Source organism: Bordetella sp. 02P26C-1, from assembly GCF_009763255.1.
Classification (GTDB): domain Bacteria; phylum Pseudomonadota; class Gammaproteobacteria; order Burkholderiales; family Burkholderiaceae_B; genus Bordetella_A.
In genome coordinates this window covers 318,957-343,577 of record NZ_WSJB01000012.1, presented here as the reverse complement: position 1 = coordinate 343,577, position 24,621 = coordinate 318,957, and the positions used below count along the sequence as shown (strand labels likewise).

Sequence of the window (24,621 nt, the reverse complement as noted above, 5' to 3'; positions counted from 1 at the left end):
ATAGAATCGATTGGGGACATCAGCATTGTTTCCTTTAGACAGGTTCTTCGCAAAAACAAGTCTAATGAATGCTGGTCGTCCCCCGTTTATGATGTAGAGCCTCGCTTCTGGCGGCCACCTTCAGGCGATCCATGCGTTGGAATAAGGGCAAGCGGTTCGTAAACTTGCTTTGCATATTTTTATTTCAAATAGCATTCTTCTCCTACATAATGCAGGAAACATGTTGGAAATCTCTAGTTGCATAGATTGCTGCAGACCTTAGTTTTAGCTGCATAGTTATCACGAGTACGCAGTGGCATGTGACGGGATTCCGTTTTCTGTTTACGGAGACGTCTTTGCCCCCGCCCAAGAGCAGTTCTGTTGTTCCTTCCTGGCGCGCTGCGCCGCAAACCGGGCACGTCAGCCCCAAAGTTCCCTTCCGCGTGAAAGCCTCTGTGGCGGCCCTGTGGCTGCTGCCGTTGGCTGCCCACGCGCAGCAAACCGACAAGGCGGAATACATCCGCAATGCGGGTTCCGATGGGCGCAACGCTTCAACCTTCCGCGGTTCCACGGCAGGCGGAAATGCGAAAGACGTCAGTTATTCCCAGGCTGCTTCGGTCGACCGGCAGGTGTCCGGCGCGGCAGGCGCCATCGTCATGCGTTCCGAAGGCGGTCATGGCGGCAACGGGCATAACGGTACCGTGGCTGACACTGCCGGCTCAGTCGGTGGGGCAGGCGGTGCAGTAAACCTCTCGTTGCAAGGGCGCATTGCCAACAACACCGCATTTGGCTATGCGGCGGAGCTGGTGTCGTCGGGCGGCGACGCCGGTTCGCGCCGCAAGGGCGGCGCAGGCGGGGGGGCGGCAGGCGCCATTACGCTCAATGCCAAGGACGCAGTCGTCGAGGGGCAGGCCTCGAAAACCGCTGGCATTTTGGCGTTGAGCCGCGGCGGCGAAGGCAATAGTGGCTATGAAGCCGTCGGCATTCGCTGGTCTGGGAGTAATGGCGGCAACGCCAACCGGGTGCAGGCGCAATTTAGCGGTCGGGTGGAGTCGTCAGGAGCCGCCATCACATTGCGTTCCGAAGGCGGCGCAGGCGGGACGGTCGCTGGCGGAATTATTCAGACCACCAAAAGCCATGGAGGCACGGGCGGTAACGGTGGCGATGTACTGGCAGATTTGACCGCGCAATCAGGCGGCACGGTCAGCGAGATTTCGACGATGGGTTACGCCGCTTCGGGTTTAGTCGCGCGCAGCGCGGGGGGCGCCGGTGGCAGTGTCGGCGGCACAAGCTGGCTTAACGGCGCGGACGGAGGCTCCGGGGGCAACGGGGGCAATGTCCGGGCGAACTTGGATGGCGTCAGGATCGAAACCGCCGGCGCTGCATCCACCGGGGTCTTGGCCGAAAGCAATGGCGGTTCGGGGTTTTGGGGCGGTGGGTCCGCTCTGGCACGGGGCGGGATGGCAGGGTCCGGCGGTGACGGCGGCGATGTATCGGTCTGGTTAGGCAGCCGCGCGTCGATCACGACATGGGGCGAGGAAGCCACCGGCGTGCAAGCTGTGAGCCGGGGTGGTGGCGGCAGTAATGGCGGTAAGGGTGGGATAATTTATTCCCCGGGTGCCGATGGCAGCTCCGGCGGCAATGGGGGGAAGGTCAGCCTGATCAGCGAAGCCAATATCCAGACGACTGGCAGAGACGCCCACGGCTTGTACGCTGCGAGCCTTGGCGGCGCGGCGGGCGATGGCGGGTCCGGCCTGGGATTTTGGTCGGTAGGCGGACATGGCGGGGCGAATAGCCGCAGCGGTACGGTGGAGCTCAGGAATTTTGGCACCATCCACACGAAAGGCGAGGGCAGCCACGGCCTGTTCGCGCAGAGTGTCGGTGGGGCAGGTGGCCAGCAGACGGCCGCGGGCCAGGCCATGCTGGGCGGAGACCCGCAGGCCAATAGTCCGGGTGCGCACGGATGGGACGTCCAAGTATCCAACCTGGGCAATGTCACGGTCGAGGGTAAAGCCGCCAAAGGCATGCTGGTACAGAGCATCGGCGGTGGCGGCGGTAACGGCGGCAGCGTGACCGGCATGGTGGCCATTGGTGGCGATGGTAAGTCCAGTGGCGACGGCGCGTCGGTCAACGTCTATAACTCGGCCACCATCACGACGCACGGAGAACTCGGCTACGGAATCCACGCACAAAGTATCGGCGGCGGGGGTGGCGCGGGCGCGAGTTCCCTCGCCGTGGGCATAGGTGCGACCATAGGTGTAGGCGGTAAAGGCGGCGTAGCGGGCAGTGGTGGTCGCATCAACCTCGCCTTGGACAAGTCCAGCGCAATCATCACTAAGGGCGATGACGCCATGGGCGTCGTCGCGCAAAGCATTGGCGGCGGCGGCGGTGACGCCGGCACGGCGACAACGTTGGGCTTGCATCTCTATCTGCAATCGCTGGGCGGCGACGGCGCTGCGGCGGGAAATGCCGGGACGGTCTCCTTGGACACCGACGGCGTCATCGACACACAAGGCAAGGGAGCAGTTGGATTGCTCGCCCAGTCGGTGGGCGGCGGTGGCGGTATTGGCGGTAACTCGACCGGGGCTGGCGTTACCATTTTCAGCGTTAGTGTTGGAGGTTCGGGTGGCGCTTCCGGGAACGGCGATTCCGTGAGGTTGACTAACCGCGCCAGCATCTCGACCCGTGGCGATGACGCGCATGGTGCGTTACTGCAGAGCATCGGTGGGGGCGGCGGCGCTGGCGGGGCTGGCGCGGCGATCGCCATGTCGGTCTCGCCGAAATATTCCGGTAGCGCCGCCATTGCCGTGGGCGGTGCCGGCGGTAATGGCGGCGCCGGTGGCGCGGTCCAAGCGACGAATCTGGAGCAAATCCGCACGGCGGGTGATGGGGCACGCGGGCTGATTGCACAAAGTATCGGCGGCGGAGGCGGCACCGCAGGCACGGCCCGCGCATTCAGTTTTTCCGCTTCCACCGGGTATGACGTGTCGCTGGCGATCTCTATTGGCCGCAGTGGAGGTAACGGCGGCTCGGGCGGCGAAGTCAAGGTCGACAACCAGAGCGTGATCCAGACGCAGGGTGAGCACGCCACGGGCTTGCTGGCCCAAAGCATCGGCGGAGGCGGCGGTCTCGGCGGCGGTGCCGCCTCGCGTGCAGTCGCCTACGGCGCGACCAGTTTTGCGGGCGTGCTGTCTATCGGCGGCAAAGGCGGTAGCGGCGGCGATGGCGGTGCGGTGGAGGTCAGGCATTCGGGCGATATAGCCACGGCCGGCAATGGCGCCATTGGTCTGATTGCTCAAAGCATTGGCGGCGGCGGCGGGGCTGGTGGATTGACGCACGGTGACACCCGTGCTGACAACGGCAGAGTGGCCATCGTGATCGGTCGCAAGGGCGGCGACGGGGGCAACGCGGGAACCGTATCATTGACGCAGGCTGCCAGTGGCACCATCGTAACCTCGGGAATTGCCAGCGATGGTGTCCTGGTGCAAAGCGTGGGTGGTGGCGGGGGCGCCGGGTCCTCGTTGGGCGATAAGGATTTCCCGCCCTGGCCCGCACCGCCTCCCTATCCCATGCCGGACCCCGAGCCTTCGCCCGAGCCAGCGAAACCTAGCTATAAAGGGGCGCTCTCCATTTCCTTGGGCGGTGACGGCGGCGAAGGTGGCGTCGGAGCCGCTGTCACGGCCACCAATGCCGGTACAGTCGTCACGCACGGAAGGCAAAGCGTGGGCATGATCGTCCAAAGTATTGGCGGCGGCGGTGGCCGTAGCGGCACCAGTTCCGCTTCCGCGCCCGGTGGTGATCTTTCCTTAGCCCTGTCATTGGGTGGAAAGGGAGGAAAAGGGGGCGAAGCGGGCGATGTGACCGTCAACCAGCACGGCACGATACAAACGCTGGGTCGCGAGAGCACTGGCCTGCTTGTTCAAAGTATCGGCGGCGGCGGGGGAATTGCCAGTTCCAGCGAAGCGGGTGAGGGCGCAGCCAAGCTGAGTCTCGGTTTGGCGTTGGGCGGGGCTGGTGGCACGGCCGGGCATGGCGGCAAAGTCACAATCGCCCATAGCGGCACTATCCAGACTGCCAATGGTGACGCATTGGTGGCGCAAAGCATTGGGGGTGGCGGTGGCGCCGCGGGGTTGGTCAGCGCAGGCGTCTCGGCCGATAGCGTAGATGCCATAATTGAATGGAAGGGCCCACCGCAAGGCTGGTCGCTCGCCACGACCATTGGCGGTAGCGGCGGCACCGGAGGCGATGGTGGCGAGGTCAAGGTCACCAACAGCGGCACGATTCTGGCTCAGGGCGATACCCACGCTGGCGCCGTTGTGCAAAGTATTGGCGGCGGGGGCGGCACGGGTGGCGCGGCCACGGCGTCCTACACCACGTCCCGTCTTGCCATCACGCCGGTTCATCAACTCTCGCTGGCGGTTGGCGGCAGCGGCGGAGCCGCCGGTCGCGGCGGCAATGTGACCTGGACGCAGGATGCGGGTGGCCAGATTCAAGCCACGGGAAAGTTCGGCGACGCCGTGCGGCTACAAAGCGTGGGAGGCGGTGGCGGCGTGGGCGGTAGCACCAGCGTCGGCACGACCATCAAGGACTACGACACGAAAGTCAAAATCGATTTCGCGACCCTGGCATTGTCGGGTGCGTCGAGATCCAGCGGCCCCGGCGGCCTGGTACAAGCGACCAATGCGGCTGGCTCAAACGTCGTGACCCTCGGCGAGGGCGGTGTCGGCGTCTTGGCACAGAGCCTGGGCGGTGGCGGCGGGATGACGCACGCCGTTTATCAGGAGGGCATCAAACGGGCCAAGTTGGAACTCGGCGGCGGAACCGGGGCGGCGGGCGAGGTTCGCATCAGTCAGCATGGCGCGCTCCAGACAGCGGGCAATGCCGCGCACGGGATCCTGGCGCAGAGCATAGGCGGTGGCGGCGGTGTGACCCGGATCTTTGGTGTGCGAGATTCGTCGCCCCAGACCACGTTCAATGCCAAGACCGCAGGTAATGGTGATGCCAACAAGATTGACATCGGGATGGACAGAACGGGCAGCATCACCACCTTGGGTGACGGCGCGTACGGCATCCTGGCGCAGAGCATCGGCGGCGGAGGCGGGTATGTCTACACCGGCTGGAATGGCGTGACCACGCAGGGCCCCCAATGGGCCACGCTCACCAGTAAAAACGCGGGTGTTGGTAATGGCGCGGCGGTGAACGTGCGCGTTGACGGCTTGATCAACACGAGCGGCGCCGGTGCACCCGGCGTTTTTGTGCAAAGCATTGGCGGCGGCGGTGGGCTGGTTGATGACCTGGCAGGCCGCGCCGGCCATGAGGGTACGGGCAGTGGTGGACCGATCACCGTGGATGTGGGCGGTACGATTCAGGCCATGGGCGCGAACTCGTCGGCCATCTTTGCACAGAGTCTCGGGTCGCAGGCCGATTCGATCACGATCAACGTCAAAGACAATGGCTTCGTGTTGGGCGGATCGGGTAAAGCCGCGGGGATCGAGCTGTCGGGCGGCAAAGACAACCGCATCACTATCGGCACTGGCGCGACAGTGCGCGCGTTGTCTCGCGTCGCCGTGCGATCGACGACCTACGAGCAGACCACCCAGATTGACAACTACGGCACGCTGCAGGGGTCAGTGCTTCTTAATCAGGATCTGCCTGGTGTGGTCAACAACTACGGCATTATCAAGACCGGCGAAACCATGGCGTTGAGCATGGGCGATATGTATACGATCGCGCCGGGGTTGCTGACGAACCACGGTTTGCTGCAGGTCGGCGGCAACAGAGACCTGGCGACGACTTTTGTCAGAGGCGACTTCAGGCAAGAGGCCACAGGTACTTTCGAACCCAAGGTCGACTTCAGGCTGAGCAAGGCAGATGTCTTGACCGTCGGGGGTACCGCGTATCTGGATGGCACACTCAACGTGGGGGGCCGTAACCGTATGCCGAGTGAGCCTGTGCAGGTCTTCGACGCGCGCAAGAGCCTCACGTTGGCAGATGGTTTTACTGTCGAGAAGTCCGAGGTTTTCGAGTATCCGCTCATCAGAGAGGGCAATACGCTGTTGGTGGGCATCAGTGCGGATTTCACGCGCAATGCCGCCGAGCTGTCGGAGGAGCAGGTCGAGGTGGCTCGCTATCTGGGCCGTAAATGGACAACGGCCGAAACCGCGTTAGCGTCACAACCTTCTGGTTCCGCTGCGCGCAGCGACGGCGCCACACCGCCTGGTGCCGAGTACGCACCTGTCTTTGACACGGTCGCCGAGGCCCGAGATACCCAGGCCTATGCGGATGTCCTGGATCAAATTGCTAACGATGCCATTCAAGCGCCCGTCGCGATCGTGCCTTTGGCCAATCGTATGTTCCTGAATCGCTCGATGGCTTGTCCATCGGTCGATAACACCCAGGCCGATGCGCAAGAGCAGGCGTGTTTCTGGGGCGACATTCAGGGCAATTGGCTCAACCGCGGATCGCGTCACCATGATTCCGGCTTTGACTATCGTTCGGTCCGTTATATGTTCGGTGGTCAACGCCCCTTGGGCAATGGCTGGGTGGCTGGCGGTGGCGTCTCGTATGAGGATGTCAACGGTAAGGCGATTGATACGCCGTTAAAGACCTCGGGACACAACATCAGTGGTGTGGCGTTCCTGCGGAAGATCCACGGTCCTTGGTCATACGCGGCTGCGGTGAGCGCGGGGCGCGGTTCCTACGATACGCAGCGCGCGATCCGCACGGTCGATGGAATCGTGCAGCCGCATTCCGATTGGAATAGCTACTTCGCCGCGCTGCGCTTGCAAGGTGCCTACACACATCAGATGGGCGACTACTACGTCAAGCCCTCGATGGATGTCGATGTGATCTATCAGCGGGTGCCTTCATACTCGGAAAAGGGCGGTGGCGCGTTTAACTTGGCATTCGATGGCGCAAGTGATGTGCGTGCCATGATCAGTCCCTCGGTCGAATTTGGGGGGCGTATCGAAACCGCTGGCTTGTCGCTACGTCCCTACATGAGCGTGGGCGTCAACTGGATGCCGGATAACGACTGGTCCACGCACGCTCGACTGAAGGTCGACCACACCGGCGATAGTTTCCGCCTGTCGCAAGCGCTGCCATCGGTGTTTGGTGAGTATCGCATCGGCATGGATATTGAGACCCAGGAAGGCATGGTGCTGCGCGCGGCATGGCGGCAACGCTTGGGCGATCGCTATAACGATCGTTCGGTGCAGATGCTGTTGGGAATGCGCTTCTAGGCTTTAGTATGATGCGCGTACGTATAACTTTTGTTGACGCTTAAACCACTATGGATATTCGCCCGATCACCGAGCACGATTTCGAAGCTTGGCTGCCGCTTTGGAAGGGATACCAGACGTTTTACAACGTTGAAATCCCGGAACACGTCACCGCCAAGACCTGGAATCGTTTTCTAAACCCTGATGAACCCATGCACGCTGCCTTGGCGTTTCACGAGGGTCGCGCTGTCGGGATGGTGCATTGGATATTCCATCGATCCTGCTGGACCGAGGGCGATTACTGCTATCTGCAAGATCTGTTCGTCGATCCGGAGCTGCGGGGTACGGGCCATGGCAGGGCGTTGATCGAGCATGTGTACGCCCAGGCGCGGGAGAAGCAATCGCCTCGGGTGTATTGGCTGACGCACGAGAGCAACCATACCGCGATGCAGTTATACGACCGCATCGCGGATCGTCCGGGCTTTGTGCAGTATCGCAAAGCGCCCTGAAAACGAGGGGTTTTGCGTAGCCAGGACCCGGCGTCATCTACGAAGGTGCTAGCGGTTGATGTCAATCAACCGCTAGCCAGACCTCTCGACGGCGAGGTCCTGATTCATCACGATCAGACTTGGCTGAGCGCCTGCTCCAAATCTTCCATCAGATCATCAATATGCTCGATGCCGATGGACAGGCGCACCATGCCTTCTGTGACCCCCGCTTTGGCGAGCTCCTGCGCATTCAGCTGACGGTGCGTGGTCGACGCCGGGTGCGTGGCCAGTGATTTTGCGTCGCCGATGTTGACCAGACGCGTGAACAGTTGGAGCGCATCCAGGAATCGCGCGCCGGCTTCACGGCCGCCATCACCTTTCAGGCTAAACGACAGAATGCCCGATGCGCGCCCGCCAGACTGCTTTTGGACGATAGCGTGATCCGGATGATCCTTCAGCCCGGCATAGCGGACCCATTCCACCTTGGGATGTTTTTGCAGGGCTTCGGCGATTTTCTGGGCGTTGTCGCAAATACGGTCCATGCGCAGCGCCAGCGTCTCGATGCCTTGCAAGATCTGAAAGGCGTTCTCCGGCGAGATCGCGGCGCCCATATTGCGTAGCGGGACGACACGCGCACGGCCGATGTAGGCGGCTGGACCAAGGGCTTCGGTGTAGACCACGCCGTGGTAGCTGACATCTGGCTCATTGAGTCGCTTGAACCGTTCCTTGTGTTCGGCCCAGGGAAATTTGCCACTATCGACAATCGCCCCGCCTACGCTGGTGCCGTGTCCGCCCAGATACTTCGTGAGCGAATGCACCACGATATCGGCGCCGTGTTCGAACGGGCGCAGCAGATAGGGCGAAGGCACCGTGTTATCCACGATCAGGGGCACGCCATGCGCGTGGGCCACATCGGCTAGCGCACGGATGTCGGTGACGTTGCCTAGCGGGTTCCCGATGGACTCGATGAATACGGCTTTGGTCTTGTCGTCGATCAACGCGCCAAAGCTCGCCGGATCGCGGGGGTCGGCAAAGCGTACTTCGATCCCTTGCTGGGGAAAGGTGTGAGCGAACAGGTTGTACGTGCCGCCATACAAGGTGCTGGCGCTGACGATATTGTCGCCAGCTTCGGCCAAGGTCTGAATCGCGGCCGTGATGGCGGCCATGCCAGACGCCACGGCTAGCGCCGCGATACCGCCCTCCAGCGCCGCGACGCGCTTTTCCAGCACGTCGGTCGTGGGGTTCATGATGCGCGTATAGATGTTGCCCGGGACCTTCAGATCGAACAGATCCGCGCCGTGCTGAGCGTTGTCAAACGCATAGGCGACTGTCTGATAGATGGGGACCGCCACGGCCTTGGTCGTGGGATCGGGGCTGTAACCGGCATGGACGGCAAGTGTCTCTATTCTCATATTTATAAAAAGTCAGGTTGTCATTAGCAGGATGCCGAAGGCGCGATTCGCCTGCGATTCCTCGGTCTATTATCGTCCACCACCGCGTGCAGGGGAACCTGTCGGGTGCTATCGATAATGTAGGAACGCAACTTGCTGCCGGCTGCCAGTCAACTCTAGCCAGCCGGAGCTCCCTCATGTCGGTACTCGTTTCCCCCACATCAGTCTCCGAACAAAACATTCCGATCACGCTCCACGTCAATGGCGAGGCTCGGACATTGACGGTGGATCCACGCGCCACGCTTCTAGACACCTTGCGCGAAAAGCTAACCCTGACGGGCACCAAAAAAGGCTGTGATCACGGTCAGTGCGGTGCCTGTACGGTGCACGTGGATGACCGCCGCGTCAATGCCTGCTTGGTATTGGCCATCTCGGTGCAAGGGCAGAAGATCACCACCATTGAGGGCCTGGGTGGCCCAGAGTCGCTGCACCCTTTGCAAGCCGCTTTTGTCGAGCACGACGGCTATCAATGCGGCTACTGTACGGCCGGGCAGATCATGTCCGCGGCCGCTTTGCTCCAAGAACCGTGTGGCGATAGCGATGCAGACATCCGCGAAATGATGAGCGGCAATATCTGCCGCTGCGGTGCCTACTCGAACATTGTGGCCGCGATTCAAGACGTGCGTACCAAAGGGAAAAGCCATGCATAGTTTTGAATACACGCGTGCTCACGATCTCGATGCCGCGCTGCGCTTGGCGCAGGAGCACGCGCACCAGATACGTTTTTTAGCGGGTGGAACGACGCTCATTGATCTAATGAAACTCGATGTCGAGACGCCTTCGCATGTTGTCGATATCAATGGCTTAGGCCTGGACCGGGTCGAGCAACTGCCCGATGGCCGAACGTTGATTGGTGCGCTCGTGCGCAACGCGGACCTGGCGAATGATGCGCATATTGCCGATAGGTATCCGGTGCTATCCCAAGCGCTGCTATCCGGCGCTTCGCCTCAACTACGCAATATGGCGACGACCGGTGGCAATTTGCTGCAGCGCACTCGCTGTGTGTATTTCCGCGATCGTGCGGCGCGCTGCAATAAACGCGAGCCTGGCACGGGTTGTGATGCGATTGAGGGGCACCATCGCAATTTGGCGGTATTGGGTACCAGCGAACATTGCATCGCCAGTAATCCTTCTGACATGAACGTTGCGCTGATGGCGTTGGACGCCACGGTGCATGTGCAGCATCGGGCCGGAGAGCGCGCCATCCCGATTCGGGAGTTCTATTTGTTGCCGGGCGACACCCCTCATCGGGAAACGGTGCTGGAGCCCGGCGAGATGATCACCTATGTCGGCTTGACACCGCTGGGCGAGGGCACGCATAGCTGCTACATCAAACTGCGCGATCGGGCTTCTTACGAATTCGCGTTGGCCTCGGCCGCCGTCGTGCTGCAAGTCCACGATGGCCGTATCGCGAAGGCCGGCATTGCCCTGGGTGGGGTCGGGACGCGCCCATGGCATAGCCCGCAGGCCGAACAAGTGTTGTTGCATCAAGTCCCCACGCGGTCGCTTTACGAGCAGGCCGCGCAGGCCGCTTTGCAAGACGCCATCCCCTATCGCGAGAACGGCTTCAAGATCGAGCTGGCGCGGCGCTGTCTCGTGCATACCCTGTCCACCGCCCTGCCACCGCAATAAGAGGAAGCGCATCATGGCTCAAGCTCAACTGGCCAATCCGGAGGCGATTGGAAGTCCTTATGCCCGCATCGACGGCCCCGTCAAGGTAAGCGGGGCAGCGCGCTACACAGCGGACTTTAATTTGCCCGGGATGGTATATGGCATGCCGGTATGCGCCACCATCGCGCACGGACGCGTGGTGTCGATAAACACCGCTCGCGCGGAGTCCATGCCGGGCGTGCGCGTGGTGCTGCATCATGGCAACCGCCCACCGCTGTACCGTGCCGCCAGCGGCTCGATTGACGAAAGGCGCCCGCCACTGGATGACGATCAGGTTCGATACTACGGACAGTATGTCGCCTTTGTCGTGGCAGATACCTACGAGCAGGCGCAGGCAGCGGCGAATGCGGTCCAAGTGACCTATGACGCGCAATCACCCGATGTCTCGCCACCCGCAGACGAAGACACCCCCAACACGGAAAGCACGCGAGGCGATGCGCAAAGCGCCTTTGCGCAGGCAGCCGTACGTATAGATGCGGTGTACTCAACGCCCGTCGAAACGCATAACTCCATCGAGTTGCATGCGTGTGTCGCGCATTACGATGACGATACCCTCACGCTCTATGATGCCACGCAAGGCGTGGTCAACCAGCGTGACGTGATCGCCCAGATGCTCGGTATGGGCATCGAAAACGTGCGCGTGATCTCGCATTATTTGGGCTCGGGATTTGGCGGCAAGCTCTGGCCGTGGCCGCATTCACTGCTGGCAGCCGTGGCGGCCCGCATGCTCGGCCTACCCGTCAAAGTCGTCATCAGCCGGGCCATGACTTTTCACAGCGCGGGCCATCGTCCCTATACGCGCCAGCATCTGCGCTTGGGCGCTACGCAGGATGGGCGCTTGGTGTCGATACAGCACCATTACCTGAGCCAGGCGTCGATACGCGACGATTATCGCGAGGGTTGTGGCGAGCCCACGCCGCGCATGTACAGCACGCCTAACTTGTCGGTGTGTTGGGGCATGCCGAGGCGCCACGTCGGTGCGCCCACCTCCATGCGCGGGCCGGGCGCCGTGCCCGGCATGTATGCGCTCGAATCCGCGATGGACGAGCTAGCCTGGGCGTTGAAGATGGACCCCATCGAGCTGCGGCTTAAAAACGAGCCCGATCATGACGAAGGCAAGAATTTGCCTTTCTCTTCGCGGCATCTGCGCGAATGTCTGGAGCAAGGCGCTGAGCGTTTCGGCTGGCACCGTCGCCAGGCCGAAGTCGGCACGATGCGTCAGGGCGACGAAGTACTGGGCCGGGGCATGGCGGCCTGTACGTGGCCTGCGATGCGCATGCCTAGCGAAGTCCGCGTGACGTTACACGCTGACGGCACGGCGCGAATACTCTGCGCCACACAGGATATCGGCACGGGCACATACACCATCCTTGCCCAGCTACTCAGTGCCGAGACCGGCATCCCCCTTGATCGTATTGAAGTGGGGCTGGGCGATACGCGACTGCCACCCGGCCCCGTGTCCGGCGGTTCCGCGGCCACCGCGTCTATTGTGCCGGCAGCGCTGTCCGCCACCCGTAAAGCCGTGCGGGCCGCCATCAAACTGGCCACTAAAAAGGACGCACCGTACGCAGGGAAATCTGCTGACGATCTGGTCATGCGTGACGGACGTCTCGCGCTAAAGCACGATCAGAACGACCCCGGCGTCCCTGTGGCAGAGATATTGACGGATGCCGGCGTAGTCAGTGTCGCGGGCGAGGGGCAGGCCGATACCGGCGCGGACGCGAAGAAAAAATACTCCATCGCCTCATACGGGGCTCACTTCGTCGAAGTCGCTTGGCATGCCGCGACGGCACGCCTACGCGTCAAGCGGGTGGTCACCGTCATTGATGGCGGTCGAATCCTGAATCCGCGCACTGGCCGTAACCAGATCGAAGGCGCGATCATCATGGGCATAGGCATGGCGATGCTTGAGCAAACCCATTACGACCATCGCTCCGGCGCGCCCGTAAACAGCAACCTCGCGGATTACCTGGTCGCCACGCATGCCGACGCACCGCAGATCGACGTGTCATTTCTCGACTACCCCGATGTCGTCTGGAACGAGGTGGGCGCGCGCGGTATCGGCGAAATTGGCCTGGCCGGGTTTGCCGCCGCCGTGATGAACGCCGTCTATCACGCAACGGGCGTACGCGTCAGAGACTTGCCCGTGAAGATCGAAGACTTGATAGGGGCCGCAGTCCAGGCGTAGAGTGTCATTCGACCGTTATATCTCGATAGCCTGTTTTGTCGTCACGTTTGCCGGGAGAGGGAAGTTCGGCAACTACTGGGAGAGGGGCAATGCGTAGGTTGAATAAAAAGGTCTCTACATGGCTGGCATGTGGACTGGTGGCGCTGTTGGGAGGCTGCGCCTCCACGGGAGGCGACAAACAAGCCACCCTTGATATGCCGGGGTTGTCGCAGCCAGTCGAAATACTGCGAGATAAATACGGTGTCTCGCATATCTATGCGCAGAATCAAAACGATCTCTTCTTTGCGCAAGGATTCAGCGCGGCACGCGACCGGCTGTGGCAGCTCGACCTCTGGCGCCGTCAAGGTGAAGGCAAGATGGCCGAGCAGTTCGGCCCGCGCTTTATCGAACAGGACCGTGCAGCGCGACTGTTTTTGTATCGTGGTGACTTGCAGACCGAGTTCGCCAGTTATCACCCCGACGGTCAGGCGATCCTGACCGCGTTCGCGCAAGGGATCAACGCCTATGTCGATTGGGTGAAAGCCAACCCCGATCAAATGCCGCCAGAGTTCAAGCTCACAGGCACCGAGCCCGGCTACTGGAGCCCCGAAACTTCGTTGATCCGTCTCTACGGCCTGACCCGGAACCTGACCGCGGAGGTGAAGCTGGCTCAGCAAATCGCGGCGCTGGGTGTGAACAATGTGCAGGCGCTTGGGGTCTATGAGCCGCCCATTGCGTTGCAAGTGCCCGCCGGTTTGAACGTGGCCCAGATCAGCGACGCCGTACTGGCAAACTACAAGCTCGCCCGCGATGGGCAGAAGTTCGAGGCATCGGATTTCCCGCGCAGCCCCTTGGCTGCGGAAGAACGCGAAATCCTGGCCAATACACTGTCCGCGAATCTGATGGCATCGCTGGATCCGGATTTCGATGCCATGGCCCCGCGATATGAAAGCAATAACTGGACGATCTCCGGGCAGCGCACCGCGTCTGGACGGCCTATCCTGGCGGGCGATCCCCATCGATCCATCGCCATGCCCTCATTGCGCTACATGGTCCATTTGAATGCTCCCGGTTGGAATGTGATCGGCGCTGGCGAGCCCGCGCTGCCCGGCGTATCGATGGGGCACAATGAACGCATCGCGTTCGGCTTGACGATTTTCGCGTTCGCGGACGAAGAAGACCTCTACGTTTACGAAACCAATCCCGCCAATCCCAACCAGTATCGCTATCGCGGCGGCTGGGAGGATATGCGTACACTTAACGAAACCATCGACGTGCGCGGTCAGCAACCCGTCACGCGTCAATTGAAGTTCACCCGTCACGGTCCGGTGATCCATGAGGATGCCGCAACTCATAAAGCGTATGCGCTACGCGCTGCCTATCTCGAGTATCCGGGGACTGCGGCTTATCTCGCCAGCCTGCGCTTGAATCAAGCCCAGAACTGGGATGAATTCGTCGCCGGCATGGAACGCCACTACACGCCTAGCGAGAACATGGTCTATGCCGATGTGGACGGCAACATCGGCTGGTTCGGTGGCAGCATAGCCCCGATTCGTCCACGCGCGGACTGGTCGGGAATGCTGCCGGTGCCGGGTAATGGCGAATTCGAATGGAGCGGATTCCTCGATCCCAAAGCGCTGCCCAAGGCATTCAATCCACCGGAAGGCTATATCGCCACGGCCAATGAATACAACCTGCCGGCCGACTATCCCTACAAGGATATTTCGAACCGCACCTGGGCCGAACCGTATCGCGTGCAGCGTATCCGCGAAGTTCTGGCCGATGCGCAAGGCCTGGACCTCGAGACCTCGCAAAAGCTGCAGTTCGATAACCTCTCCATCCCCGCGCGCACGCTCACGGGCTATGCCAAATCGCTCAACTCCACCGACCCGTTGGTGGGCGAGGGGTTGCGTCTGCTGAAAGACTGGGACGCACGCACCGAGGTCGATTCCGAGGCCGCTACCGTGTATGAGTTCTGGCTGCCGGAGGTGGTCAAGCGTGTCACCGAGCTATACGTGCCCGCGCAAGGGCACAAGGCCTATGGGGAACTGAAGACCATCAAGGTGTTGGAGAAGCTCGCCACGCCGGATGCGGCCTTTGGTCCGCGCCCCGAACAAGGTCGCGATGCCCTGTTGTTGGCTGCGTTGGGCGACGGTATGCAGAAGCTGACCGCGATGTTGGGCAACGACTCGAGCAAGTGGGAATGGGGCCGTCTGCACCATATTCAGTTCGAGCATAGCTTGGCAAAGATGCTGCCGCCGGACACGGCCAAGGCCTGGAGCACGCCACGTTACGCGGTCAGCGGCGACAATGACACCGTTCACCGCGCAACGTTCCGCAAGTCGGATTTCCGTCAGATCAGCGGCGCGTCCTACCGTCAGGTGATCGACGTGGGCAATTGGGATAATTCGCGTATTCAAAATACCCCGGGCCAATCAGCCGACCCGCGTAGTCCGTACTACCAGAATCTCTTGGAAGGCTGGGCAACTGGCAAGTACGTGCCGATGGCCTATAGCCGCGAAAAGGTCGAGAGCGAGTTGGGAGATAGCCTCGTGCTACGCCCTGGCGCGGCCCGGCAATAAGCGTGTGTAGGGCCTCGCCCTCGCGCGCGTGCCGTGGCAAACCGGTGTCGAGAGCTGTCATCTCTCGGCATCGGCGCACTCAGATGCGCCCGGAGGCTGGTGTTCACCTCGACGCGTCGCCCAGGCGGCGCGTTTTTCGTTGGTCTCTAGATCCATCATGCAAAGGCGGCCGTTCATGCCTGCGTGCGGCGACCCGATTATCATCGCGTTTTCCCAACAAGTTAACGTCACGATGCAACAGTCCCATCTCTCTCCGGTTCCTCTGCCTAAATCGCATCGGCTGCTCAATCATGGCCCCACGGTGCTGGTGTCGGCGTCGCATGAGGGCGTATCCAACGTGATGGCGGCGGCATGGGCGTGCGCGCTGGATTTCGATCCTCCGAAGTTAACCGTGGTGATCGACAAGGCCACCGCCACGCGGCCATTGATCGAGCAAAGCGGTCGTTTCGTCATTCAGATTCCCACGGTGGCCTTATTGTCTGCAACCAGTGCGGTGGGCTCGCGTAGTCTGATTTCTGATCCCACCAAGCTGCAACATTGCGGGATAAGCCTGTTCGATATCGACGGGCGTGATATGCCGTTTGTGCAAGGGTGTGCCGCTTGGCTTGAATGCAAGCTGATCCCGGAGCCGCACAACCAGCAGGTCTACGATTTATTCATCGGGGAGATCGTGGGCGCCTGGTCGGATACCCGGGTGTTTCGTGACGGCCACTGGGCTTTCGAATCGGCGGATTCCTCGCTACGCAGCCTGCACTACGTGGCCGGCGGGCACTATTACGCCATCGGCGAGGCGCTCCCTGTCCAGAAAGACCTGTCCTAGCCGCAGTGCAGAATCGCTCACGAATGTTACTTCTTGCGGATTCTCGGAGTCAGCCATTCCGCACGACCTCGGGTATGATCAAACTATCGTTTCAACCCCACTCAGGAGTATTTCATGACGACACCCGATGCAGGAAAGAAAGCTGAAGAGTTGATCGACGAGGGCGCGGCCAGGGCCAAAGAGGTCGTGAGCACCGTGTCTCAAAAAGCCGCCTCCACCCGCGCGAAAGCCGAGGAAGCGCTGAGCGACGGGCAAGATATTGTCGAGAACGCGTTGGTCTGCGCCAAGGACATGGTGCGAGCCAATCCGATCGCCAGTCTGGCGGTGGTCGCCGCGGTAGCGTACTTATGCGGGCGCCTGCGTTCCTGACATCGATCGGGACACGGTGATCGAAAGGTGGCCTGCTAATTCGGCAAGCCGCCTTTTTTATGGCCGCTTACCGCCGCGGACGATCCGGCGGCATCACGCTTTGATGGTGCAGCGCGAGCGTTTGCCGGTCTTCGATGCTTGATAGCGCCAGCGCCACCACCATCCCAATGATCGCGCCCAGCATCGTATCCACGACACGCTCTGGCGCGAGCGTCGTGATCGCGGCGTTTGGTGCGGCCAAGTGGGTCATCAATAAGGCCATCGGCGTCACCAGCGCCTGAGCCAGCCCATAGTTAAATCCGATGACGACTTCCGTGCAGAACTGAAACATCATCAGCGCTGCGATCAGAATCCAGATCGAAGGATCCTGCTCGAGCAAGAGCCACGCGATCAGCGCGCCGAACACGGTGCCCACCATCCGTTGCAGCGCGCGGTGCATGCTGATGTGCAGATGTCTGCCTTGCATGACGGCCACCGTGCCCATAGCCGCCCACGCGGGAAATTGCAGCCCCAGATGGTCCGCGATGAACACCACTGCCAGCGCCGCCAATGCCATGCGCAGCGTCATACGCCACAGATGACTCATGGGCACATCGGGTTCCACTGGCAGGCCAGGGCGGTCATTGGGCGTATGGCGCAGCCGCTCGCTCAGTATGCACACGAGCCATGCAAACGCCCCGGCAATAGCGGTCGCCGCGGTACGCTGTGCGACCTGTTCGAGCGTCAGCGTGTCAGTCATCGACGCGCCTACCGCAAATATGAAAATCAACGGGCCCGGCGCGCCGAACTTGCCTTTGAAACAGATAAAGAGATAGGCGCCGCAACTCACTGCCAGCAACATTAATTGCGCGCTGTGCGACCAGCCCGCCCATGCTGTCGCCGACATTGCCGCGACGGCCACGGTTTGCCAACACGCGCATTGCAGCACGATCGCAATGCGGCTGCGCGTAGGGGCAAATCGCCCGAACAAGGCGACCAGCGCCCCTAACGACGCAAAGCCCATCAAATGCGACCAGGGCGAAAGCTGAAACGCCGCCAACGCAATGCCCGCGGCGATCGCGGCCTGCAGGCCGGCCAGGGCCGAGTTGCGCAGCGAGGCTTGCTTGCCAAGACGCACGCTTTCGGCGATGCGGGAGGCATGCAGCAGTTGTCGCGCCGCGTCGCGTCGCGACGGTGCAGAGGGAGTCGATATCGGTGGTTTATATTGCATGGAATCGATGATCGACCTGACAACGACCGTGCTAAACGCACGCGGGCACAGACGCCGCGTCAAAGTGTTAGCCGAACCGAAAGGCCGATAGCTGTGTTTCTAGAACCACTTCAGAATACACCTTGGATCCGCGGTCTGTCCCCGCAGCGCCTGCGACCACCATCAGCGGCATCAGATGTTCTTCCTGCCCGGCGGGATGGCAATGGTAGGCGTGGGGCGCCTGGCTCCAATCGCACAATGCGCGGGTACGCTGTTCCGGCTCGGCCTGCACCGCTTGCGTCAGCCACGCATCGAAAGCTTGCGACGGGCCCGTATATCGCGGGTCGCCATAGCCGCGCATGTTATGAAAACTCATGCCGCTGCCCACGATCAATACGCCTTCGTCGCGCAGCGTAGCCAGTGCTTCACCCGCGCGAATGTGCGCGGCAGGGTCCAGATCGCGACGCAGCGACAGTTGCACAACGGGGATATCCGCATTTGGGAACATCAGCTTCAGCGGTATGAACATGCCGTGGTCAAAGCCGCGTTCGGCATTTTGCTCAGCCTCCAAGCCGGCTGCCGACAGGAGTACCGCGATGCGCTCCGCCAGTGCAGGCGATCCCGCAGCGGGATACTGCAGCTCGTAGGTGGACGGGGGGAAACCGGAGTAGTCGTAAATCAGGTCGGGGTGCGCCCCGGCCGTCACGCTGAAATCCTTGGTGCGCCAGTGTCCTGATACCAACACAATCGCGCTGGGGCGCGCGGGCAGCGTAGCGGCAATTCCCCGCAAATACGCGGCCATACGGTCCCACGTATTGGGAGGGTTCCAGTCCATGAAGAAGCAGGGCCCGGCGCCATGCGGGATGAACAGTGTGGGTTGCGCGGTGCGCCCGGGCGCAAGGGTCGGGGTGGTCATGATGAATCGCTGATCGGTTAATGTGATATCACTATATATTTACCCTTTCGAAGAAGGAATATGCCTTTTCGGAACAAGACTTCCAATCCTTGGTGTTAACTGATGCTCGACCGATTCACCAGCATGCGGGTATTTATCCACGCTGCCGAGCAGGGCAGTCTGTCTGCAGCCGCTCGCGCTCTGGCAATGTCGCCCGCGATGGCGACCAAGCATCTGGATGCGCTGGAGGCACGTCTCGGCGTCAGGCTCATGCACCGCAGCACCCGCCGGCTGACGCTGACCGACGTGGGGGTCGACTATCTCGAAACGTGCCGGCACATTGTCCAGGCGCTGGAGGAGGCCGAGCTCGGCGTCTCTGCTCAGCGCACCGAGGCCGTTGGCAAGTTACGCATGAATGTGCCGCTGTCCTTCGGCTTGCGGTTCATCGCGCCGCGTCTGCCGGCGTTTAGTCAGCGCTATCCCCAGGTCGAAGTGGAACTGGGTTTGAGCGATGCGCAACAGGATCTGCGCGAAGGTGGTTGGGACCTGGCTATTCGTATTGGTCATCTGGCCGACAGTTCATTGAAGGCGCGGCGGCTCGGCGATTGTCCGATGCGCGTGTGCGCTGCGCCGGAGTACCTGGCACGGCATGGCACGCCCAAGCGCGCCAGCGATTTGTCGGGGCACAACTGTCTGAGCTATACCTTGTCGTCCGCGCAAGGACGTGGCACTTGGTCTTTTGGGCGGCAGGGCGAGCTACGTGTGCCGGTAAAGGGCACGCTGGTTGCAAACAACGGCGACGCACTGCTGGCCGCCGCGATCGGCGGGCTGGGCATTATCTATCAGCCTGATTTCATCGTCGCGGATGCACTGGCCGAGGGCAAGCTGGTGCCGCTCGATCTCGATCAACCGCCGTTGGATCTGGGTGGTCTGTATGTTCTCTTTCCGCACGATCGCCGCGCACCCGTGAAAGTGCGCGCCATGATCGATTATCTGGTGGAGATTTTCACGCATGGCACGAGCCGTTGACGGCGGGCAGGCGATGCTATGTCAGAGGCAGAGAGACCAGTAAACTGCGGCTTTAAATACTGGATTGGAGCTCGTGATGAAACGGCTGGGTATCGCGGCAAGCCTTTTGCTGCTTGGGGGATGTACGACGGGCGACAAACAAGCGCCAGCGTCAGTCGGGATGGCCAACCCCGCGTCGGTGTACTGTGCTGAGCAGGGCGGCAAGCTGTCCATCGAGAATCGACCGGCCGGCCAAGTTGGCATCTGCACGCTACCCGACGGTACACAAATGGAAGAGTGGGCTCTTTATCGCCGCGATCATCCGCAGAAATAACGCCGCTCGCACGGGCTTGCGCGCTCGAACGCAGCCGCAGCGCGCAACAGTTCGGCATCCTGACGGAATCGACCGACCAGTTGCAGGCCAACCGGCAAACCGTCGCTCGCCGTGCCGCAGGGCACGCTGATCGCCGGGTGTCCGGTCATGTTGAACACCATCGTCCACGGAAACCAATTCGCCCGCAAATCCTCGTACGGTTTACCATCGATGTCGATAGGCTGAAACAGATCCTGATCTATCGGCAGCGCGGTGCGCGAAAGCGTGGGCGTGACCAGAAAATCCGCACGTTGCAACAGGCCTTGCACGTGATGAAACAGCGCCGATCGCGCGAACATGGCTCGCTGATAGTCCACGCTGCTAAACGCCTGCGCCGATTCCACCTGACGGCGGAATGTCTCGCTAAATAGTGCGGGCTCGCGCGTCACCATATCGATGAACCGTGTTCGCCACACCGTGTGATTCACCGTGCGCCAGACGGGCTCGATATTAAAGGCCGTGGCGTCAAAGGATTCAAGCTGCGCGCCCAGCGCTTGCAGGCGCTGTAATGCCGCGTCGAAGGCGCGTTGGACATCGGCGGCAATCGGGCGTCCTGGCGGCACGGCGCAATACAGCACGCGTTTGCCTTTCAAGTCGTCCGCCGTGCGTACCGCGTCGACATAGTCGGGTTGGTTCACCCCGATGGACCACGGATCGATGGGGTCTTCACCGGCCATGACCTGCAACATCATCGCGGTGTCTTCCACCGTGCGTGTCGTGGGCGTCACGTAAGTCTGGTTGCCGTACACATCCTGGGCCTGGCTATGCGGAATTACACCCAGGCTTTGTTTTAGTCCGACAACGCCATTGCACGCTGCTGGAATACGGGTCGAACCGCCGCCATCGGATGCCACGGCCAACGGCGCGATCATTTGCGCGGTCGCCACGGCTGCGCCGCCACTGGAGCCGCCGCTTGTGCGCTCGGCACTCCAGGCGTTACGGGTCTGACCGAATAGCGGACTGCGCGTCAGTGACTGGCAACCGAATTCAGGCGTGGTCGTCTTACCGATCAAGATCGCCCCGGCCGCACGCAGCCGCGCCACACTGACCGCGTCATGATCGGGAATGTTGTCTTTGTAGGCCAACGTGCCGAACGTCGTGCGGACATCGGCGGTGTTCACCAGATCCTTGACCGTGAACGGGATGCCATGCAGCGGCCCCAGCTCGCGGCCCGACATCACATCGGCTTCGGCGTGACGCGCCTGCTGCATGGCGCGTTCGCCACAGATCGTGATGAAGCAGTTGAACTCGGGTTGCAGCCGATGCGCCCGCTCGAGCGCAGCGCTGACGATTTCGACGGGGGATAGCGATTTACGCTGGATGGCGCGAGCTAATTGCGCGGCGGTCATCGCGCAGATCGAATCGTTCGTGGTGGATATCGTCATGTTCAATCCATCTTGATGCCGGATTCTTCGACCACGGGGCGCACGGCTTCGCGCTCTTGCACGATGCGTTGCGAGACGGCTTTGGCCGGCATGGGCGAGACCACCAGTCCATTGTCCAGCAAGCGTTGACGCAGAGTGGGGTCTTCAGACGCCTGGATAAAAGCCTTTTCCAGCGCGGCGACGGTCGCATCGGGTGTGGCGGCCGGCACATAGATACCGTACCAACTGGTCGCGGTGCGATAGTCGGGGATGCCTTGTTCGGCAATGGTCGGCACGTCGGGCAGCGTGGACAAGCGTTTGGTGCCGCTGATGCCCAGGAACTTGATCTTGCCGCCCTGATACAGCGGCATCATGCTTGCCACAGCATCCCAGCCGATCGAGACCTCTTGGCTTGCCACATCGATCAGCATGGGGGCGGCACCCCGATATGCGACGGGCTCGATGCGCAAACCGTGATTTTTATTCAAGGACAGGGCGCCCAGGTGCCCGGAACTGCCCAAGGTCGCGAGCCCCAGCGTTGTGGGCTTCGGCTGCCGTTTGGCCCATTCCACATATTCGACGATATTGTTGTAGGGCGCGTCGGCCGCCGCCACCACGGCAGTGGGGATCTCGACTAATGCCGCCACGGGCCGCAAATCGCGGTCCGCGTCGTAATTCAGATTCTGATACGTCAGCGGCAACAGGGTGAAGAGCGGAGATCCACCCAGGTACATGGTCAGGCCGTCCGGGGCAGCGGTTTTCACGGCGTTCAGCGCGATACGCCCCGAGGCGCCCGGCTTGTTATCCACCAGCACTTTTTCGAAACCCTGATCCTGCAGCGCCTGCGCGTAAAGTCGCGCGGTGGTGTCGGCCGCACCGCCCGGGGCGAATCCCACGGTGATGGTCGGCACGCCTGCAATAGCCGCAGCCGATTGCGCATGGCCCGAGGCGCTTGCGATGGCACAGGCTATGGCAGCGCCAGTCAAGATAGCGCGTGTGAGGTGGGAAATAGACATTGAAGTATCCTGAGTGTGGACCGAGAAGTCCGACCCGCAGCGGCCACCGTGGCCCATCGCTCGTCGGCGAATAGCGTCCATATTAATGGACGCCAGGGCAGGTCAAGCGCAGAACCAGACGAGCACGCGCGCTGATATAGCGGCGTTCAACCTGGCATAGAGGAGTCGAACCCCTGCGGAGGAACGTTCAACTCCTGACGCAGAGGAGTTCAATCCAGAAAGGCGAGTACGCCTTCGGCAGCCGTGACGCCGCTAGCCAGGCAGGCAGTCAGCAAGTAACCGCCCGTTGGCGCTTCCCAGTCCAACATCTCGCCTGCGCAGAATACGCCCGACAGGGCGGACAGCATGAGTACATCGGCGGTGGCTTCGAGCTTGACGCCACCGGCGCTGCTGATCGCTTCGTCAATGGGCCGCGTGCGCGTCAGCTGCAATGGCAACGCCTTGATGCGGCGCGCCAGCAGCGCCATGTCAGCCCAGGCAGCGGCCTCGGCGCACTCGCGCAGCAACAGGCTTTTTGCGCCCTTCAGCCCTAATCGGCTTTGCAAATGGCTGGATATCGAGCGTGCGCCGCGTGAATGGGCGACCTGTTCTAGCACCTTTTCAACAGAAACGTCCGGCATGAGGTCCACCCAAACACGGGCTTGTCCCTGTGCGTCTATGGCATCGCGCAAGGGGGCGGAAAGTGCGTAGACCAAACTGCCCTCGATGCCGCATTCGGTCAACACGAACTCACCACGCCGCCAGGGGCCCGGCGCGCCGGCGACGTCCAGCGCCATCGCCACGGATTTCAACGGTTGACCGGCGCCGCGTTGACGTAGATGCTCGCTCCAGTTCGCCTCGAATCCGCAGTTTGCCGGCCGTAGCGGCGCGACATCCACGCCTTGTTGTCGCAGGCCGGGCACCCACGTTCCATCAGAACCCAGTCGTGCCCAGCTCGCCCCGCCCAGGGCAAATAAGGCTGCATCCGCGCATACTTTCAACTCACCCTGAGGCGTGTCGAAACGCAGAGTCGCCGGACTAGCGGGTTCGTCTTCGGCCCAACCGATCCAGCGGTGCCGCATATGAAACCGCACGCCGGCTGCGCGCAGGCGCGAGATCCAAGCGCGTAGTAGGGGTGCGGCCTTCATTTCACGCGGGAACACGCGTCCCGAGGTCCCGACGAAGGTCTCGATCCCCAGTCCATGTGCCCAGTCACGCACTGCTTGGGCGTCCATACGCCGCAGCCAGTCTGCCACCCTGGCTTGCCGTTCCCCAAACCGGCTTTCGAAAGCCTCGGCGGCTTCGCTGTGTGTCAAGTTCAGCCCGCCGCGGCCCGCCAGCAAAAATTTGCGCCCCACCGATGGCATACGGTCGTAGATATCAGCCAGCACGCCGTGGCGTGCAAGCGTTTCGGCAGCCATCAGGCCGGCGGGGCCACCGCCGATAATGGCAACACGGACGGACGGCTGGGAGGGAGCGAGTGAGTCAGACATAAAGCGGAAAATGGGATTGGCCTACCGCCCCTAGGCCAGGGGCGAGACCGGAGGCGCATGATTTTCGCATGGCCGAGCCGTAGGACTTACTGTGCGGGCTTTGCCGCCAGACGCGATTGGCGCGCGAGCAAGGTATCGAGCTGATTCGCGAACGATTTTCGGTCGGCCTGACTGAACGCCGAGAATCCGCCCGTGTCGATGCCGTTGGCGCGCAATTCTTCCATCATGTCGCGCATCGTCAGGCGCTCGCTGATCGTCTCCGGCGTATAGCGTTCACCGCGCGGATTGAGCGCCATGGCGCCTTTTTGCAGAACCTCGGCAGCCAGCGGGATATCTCCGGTAATGACCAGATCGCCCGCCGCCGCGTGTTGGACGATATATGCGTCAGCCACATCAAAACCGCGCGGCACCTGCACCGCACGAATCAGCGCGGATGGTGGCGTACGTAGCATCTGGTTCGCCACCAGCGTCAACGGAATCTGCCAGCGCTGTGCGGCGCGATACAGGATGTCCTTAATCACGGCCGGGCAGGCGTCGGCGTCGACCCAGATGTGCAT

Annotated in this window: 17 protein-coding genes; 10 read left to right on the top strand and 7 right to left on the bottom strand. The window is 61.7% G+C overall.

The genetic code is table 11. The annotated features are described in order from the left end of the window. The first annotated feature begins 335 nt into the window (after positions 1 to 335). Both GOQ28_RS18720 and GOQ28_RS08755 read left to right on the top strand, forming a co-directional pair. On the top strand, positions 336 to 7,220 hold the full coding sequence (locus GOQ28_RS18720; RefSeq protein WP_160356175.1) for an autotransporter outer membrane beta-barrel domain-containing protein: 6,885 nt from the start codon (positions 336 to 338) through the stop codon (positions 7,218 to 7,220). A 50-nt stretch (positions 7,221 to 7,270) separates the two neighbouring features. Beyond that, positions 7,271 to 7,708, top strand: coding sequence for a GNAT family N-acetyltransferase (locus GOQ28_RS08755; protein ID WP_160356174.1), 438 nt, complete (start codon positions 7,271 to 7,273; stop codon positions 7,706 to 7,708). 113 nt (positions 7,709 to 7,821) lie between these two features. Here GOQ28_RS08755 and GOQ28_RS08750 read toward each other — a convergent pair whose 3' ends face one another. Continuing rightward, positions 7,822 to 9,099: an O-acetylhomoserine aminocarboxypropyltransferase/cysteine synthase family protein gene (locus GOQ28_RS08750; protein ID WP_160356173.1), complete on the bottom strand. Its 1,278-nt coding sequence runs from the start codon at positions 9,097 to 9,099 to the stop codon at positions 7,822 to 7,824. 176 nt (positions 9,100 to 9,275) lie between these two features. On the opposite strand from GOQ28_RS08750, the gene GOQ28_RS08745 reads away from it, so the two are divergent. From GOQ28_RS08745 to GOQ28_RS08720, 6 genes are all read left to right on the top strand, one after another. Beyond that, complete coding sequence (locus GOQ28_RS08745) at positions 9,276 to 9,788, top strand: (2Fe-2S)-binding protein (RefSeq protein ID WP_160356172.1); 513 nt, start codon at positions 9,276 to 9,278, stop codon at positions 9,786 to 9,788. Next, positions 9,781 to 10,770 (top strand): FAD binding domain-containing protein, encoded by a 990-nt coding sequence (locus GOQ28_RS08740; RefSeq protein WP_160356171.1) that lies wholly within the window; start codon positions 9,781 to 9,783, stop codon positions 10,768 to 10,770. Before GOQ28_RS08745 ends, GOQ28_RS08740 begins: the two co-directional genes overlap by 8 nt. A 13-nt stretch (positions 10,771 to 10,783) precedes the next feature. Beyond that, positions 10,784 to 12,997 carry a xanthine dehydrogenase family protein molybdopterin-binding subunit gene (locus GOQ28_RS08735; RefSeq protein WP_160356170.1) on the top strand — a complete coding sequence of 738 codons (2,214 nt, stop codon included), beginning with the start codon at positions 10,784 to 10,786 and terminating at the stop codon, positions 12,995 to 12,997. A gap of 89 nt (positions 12,998 to 13,086) precedes the next feature. Continuing rightward, positions 13,087 to 15,558 (top strand): penicillin acylase family protein, encoded by a 2,472-nt coding sequence (locus GOQ28_RS08730; protein WP_160356169.1) that lies wholly within the window; start codon positions 13,087 to 13,089, stop codon positions 15,556 to 15,558. A gap of 232 nt (positions 15,559 to 15,790) precedes the next feature. Next, entirely contained in the window at positions 15,791 to 16,378 is a 588-nt protein-coding gene (locus GOQ28_RS08725; protein ID WP_160356190.1) for a flavin reductase family protein, read from the top strand. 114 nt (positions 16,379 to 16,492) lie between these two features. Further along, entirely contained in the window at positions 16,493 to 16,747 is a 255-nt protein-coding gene (locus GOQ28_RS08720) for a hypothetical protein (protein ID WP_160350806.1), read from the top strand. 67 nt (positions 16,748 to 16,814) lie between these two features. Here the strand turns inward: GOQ28_RS08720 and GOQ28_RS08715 are convergent, their stop codons facing one another. Further along, positions 16,815 to 17,957, bottom strand: a complete 1,143-nt coding sequence (locus tag GOQ28_RS08715; protein ID WP_160356168.1) for an FUSC family protein — start codon at positions 17,955 to 17,957, stop codon at positions 16,815 to 16,817. A gap of 67 nt (positions 17,958 to 18,024) precedes the next feature. Beyond that, complete coding sequence (locus GOQ28_RS08710) at positions 18,025 to 18,852, bottom strand: DODA-type extradiol aromatic ring-opening family dioxygenase (RefSeq protein WP_160350804.1); 828 nt, start codon at positions 18,850 to 18,852, stop codon at positions 18,025 to 18,027. A gap of 102 nt (positions 18,853 to 18,954) precedes the next feature. Between GOQ28_RS08710 and GOQ28_RS08705 the strand changes: the two genes are divergently transcribed. Next, complete coding sequence (locus GOQ28_RS08705; RefSeq protein ID WP_160350803.1) at positions 18,955 to 19,860, top strand: LysR family transcriptional regulator; 906 nt, start codon at positions 18,955 to 18,957, stop codon at positions 19,858 to 19,860. A gap of 76 nt (positions 19,861 to 19,936) precedes the next feature. Next, complete coding sequence (locus GOQ28_RS08700; protein WP_160356167.1) at positions 19,937 to 20,173, top strand: putative hemolysin; 237 nt, start codon at positions 19,937 to 19,939, stop codon at positions 20,171 to 20,173. Here GOQ28_RS08700 and GOQ28_RS08695 read toward each other — a convergent pair. The 4 genes from GOQ28_RS08695 to GOQ28_RS08680 all read right to left on the bottom strand — a co-directional run bounded on the left by GOQ28_RS08695 (position 20,158) and on the right by GOQ28_RS08680 (position 24,621). Further along, positions 20,158 to 21,597: an amidase gene (locus GOQ28_RS08695; RefSeq protein ID WP_160356166.1), complete on the bottom strand. Its 1,440-nt coding sequence runs from the start codon at positions 21,595 to 21,597 to the stop codon at positions 20,158 to 20,160. The genes GOQ28_RS08700 and GOQ28_RS08695 overlap by 16 nt on opposite strands. Positions 21,598 to 21,599: 2 nt before the next feature. Next, positions 21,600 to 22,592: a Bug family tripartite tricarboxylate transporter substrate binding protein gene (locus tag GOQ28_RS08690; protein ID WP_160356165.1), complete on the bottom strand. Its 993-nt coding sequence runs from the start codon at positions 22,590 to 22,592 to the stop codon at positions 21,600 to 21,602. Between the two features lie 209 nt (positions 22,593 to 22,801). After that, complete coding sequence (locus GOQ28_RS08685) at positions 22,802 to 24,064, bottom strand: TIGR03862 family flavoprotein (RefSeq protein ID WP_160356164.1); 1,263 nt, start codon at positions 24,062 to 24,064, stop codon at positions 22,802 to 22,804. Between the two features lie 86 nt (positions 24,065 to 24,150). Beyond that, a complete protein-coding gene (locus GOQ28_RS08680) occupies positions 24,151 to 24,621 on the bottom strand; it encodes a YaiI/YqxD family protein (protein WP_160356163.1) in 471 nt (156 codons plus the stop codon).

Excerpts from the sequence above, each read along its gene's own strand:
- GOQ28_RS08755 (WP_160356174.1), top strand. The coding sequence starts at position 7,271 with ATGGATATTCGCCCGATCACCGAGCACGATTTCGAAGCTTGGCTGCCG.
- GOQ28_RS08750 (WP_160356173.1), bottom strand. The coding sequence starts at position 9,099 with ATGAGAATAGAGACACTTGCCGTCCATGCCGGTTACAGCCCCGATCCC.
- GOQ28_RS08745 (WP_160356172.1), top strand. The coding sequence starts at position 9,276 with ATGTCGGTACTCGTTTCCCCCACATCAGTCTCCGAACAAAACATTCCG.
- GOQ28_RS08740 (WP_160356171.1), top strand. The coding sequence starts at position 9,781 with ATGCATAGTTTTGAATACACGCGTGCTCACGATCTCGATGCCGCGCTG.
- GOQ28_RS08735 (WP_160356170.1), top strand. The coding sequence starts at position 10,784 with ATGGCTCAAGCTCAACTGGCCAATCCGGAGGCGATTGGAAGTCCTTAT.
- GOQ28_RS08730 (WP_160356169.1), top strand. The coding sequence starts at position 13,087 with ATGCGTAGGTTGAATAAAAAGGTCTCTACATGGCTGGCATGTGGACTG.
- GOQ28_RS08725 (WP_160356190.1), top strand. The coding sequence starts at position 15,791 with ATGCAACAGTCCCATCTCTCTCCGGTTCCTCTGCCTAAATCGCATCGG.
- GOQ28_RS08720 (WP_160350806.1), top strand. The coding sequence starts at position 16,493 with ATGACGACACCCGATGCAGGAAAGAAAGCTGAAGAGTTGATCGACGAG.
- GOQ28_RS08715 (WP_160356168.1), bottom strand. The coding sequence starts at position 17,957 with ATGCAATATAAACCACCGATATCGACTCCCTCTGCACCGTCGCGACGC.
- GOQ28_RS08710 (WP_160350804.1), bottom strand. The coding sequence starts at position 18,852 with ATGACCACCCCGACCCTTGCGCCCGGGCGCACCGCGCAACCCACACTG.
- GOQ28_RS08705 (WP_160350803.1), top strand. The coding sequence starts at position 18,955 with ATGCTCGACCGATTCACCAGCATGCGGGTATTTATCCACGCTGCCGAG.
- GOQ28_RS08700 (WP_160356167.1), top strand. The coding sequence starts at position 19,937 with ATGAAACGGCTGGGTATCGCGGCAAGCCTTTTGCTGCTTGGGGGATGT.
- GOQ28_RS08695 (WP_160356166.1), bottom strand. The coding sequence starts at position 21,597 with ATGACGATATCCACCACGAACGATTCGATCTGCGCGATGACCGCCGCG.
- GOQ28_RS08690 (WP_160356165.1), bottom strand. The coding sequence starts at position 22,592 with ATGTCTATTTCCCACCTCACACGCGCTATCTTGACTGGCGCTGCCATA.
- GOQ28_RS08685 (WP_160356164.1), bottom strand. The coding sequence starts at position 24,064 with ATGTCTGACTCACTCGCTCCCTCCCAGCCGTCCGTCCGTGTTGCCATT.
- GOQ28_RS08680 (WP_160356163.1), bottom strand. The coding sequence starts at position 24,621 with ATGCACATCTGGGTCGACGCCGACGCCTGCCCGGCCGTGATTAAGGAC.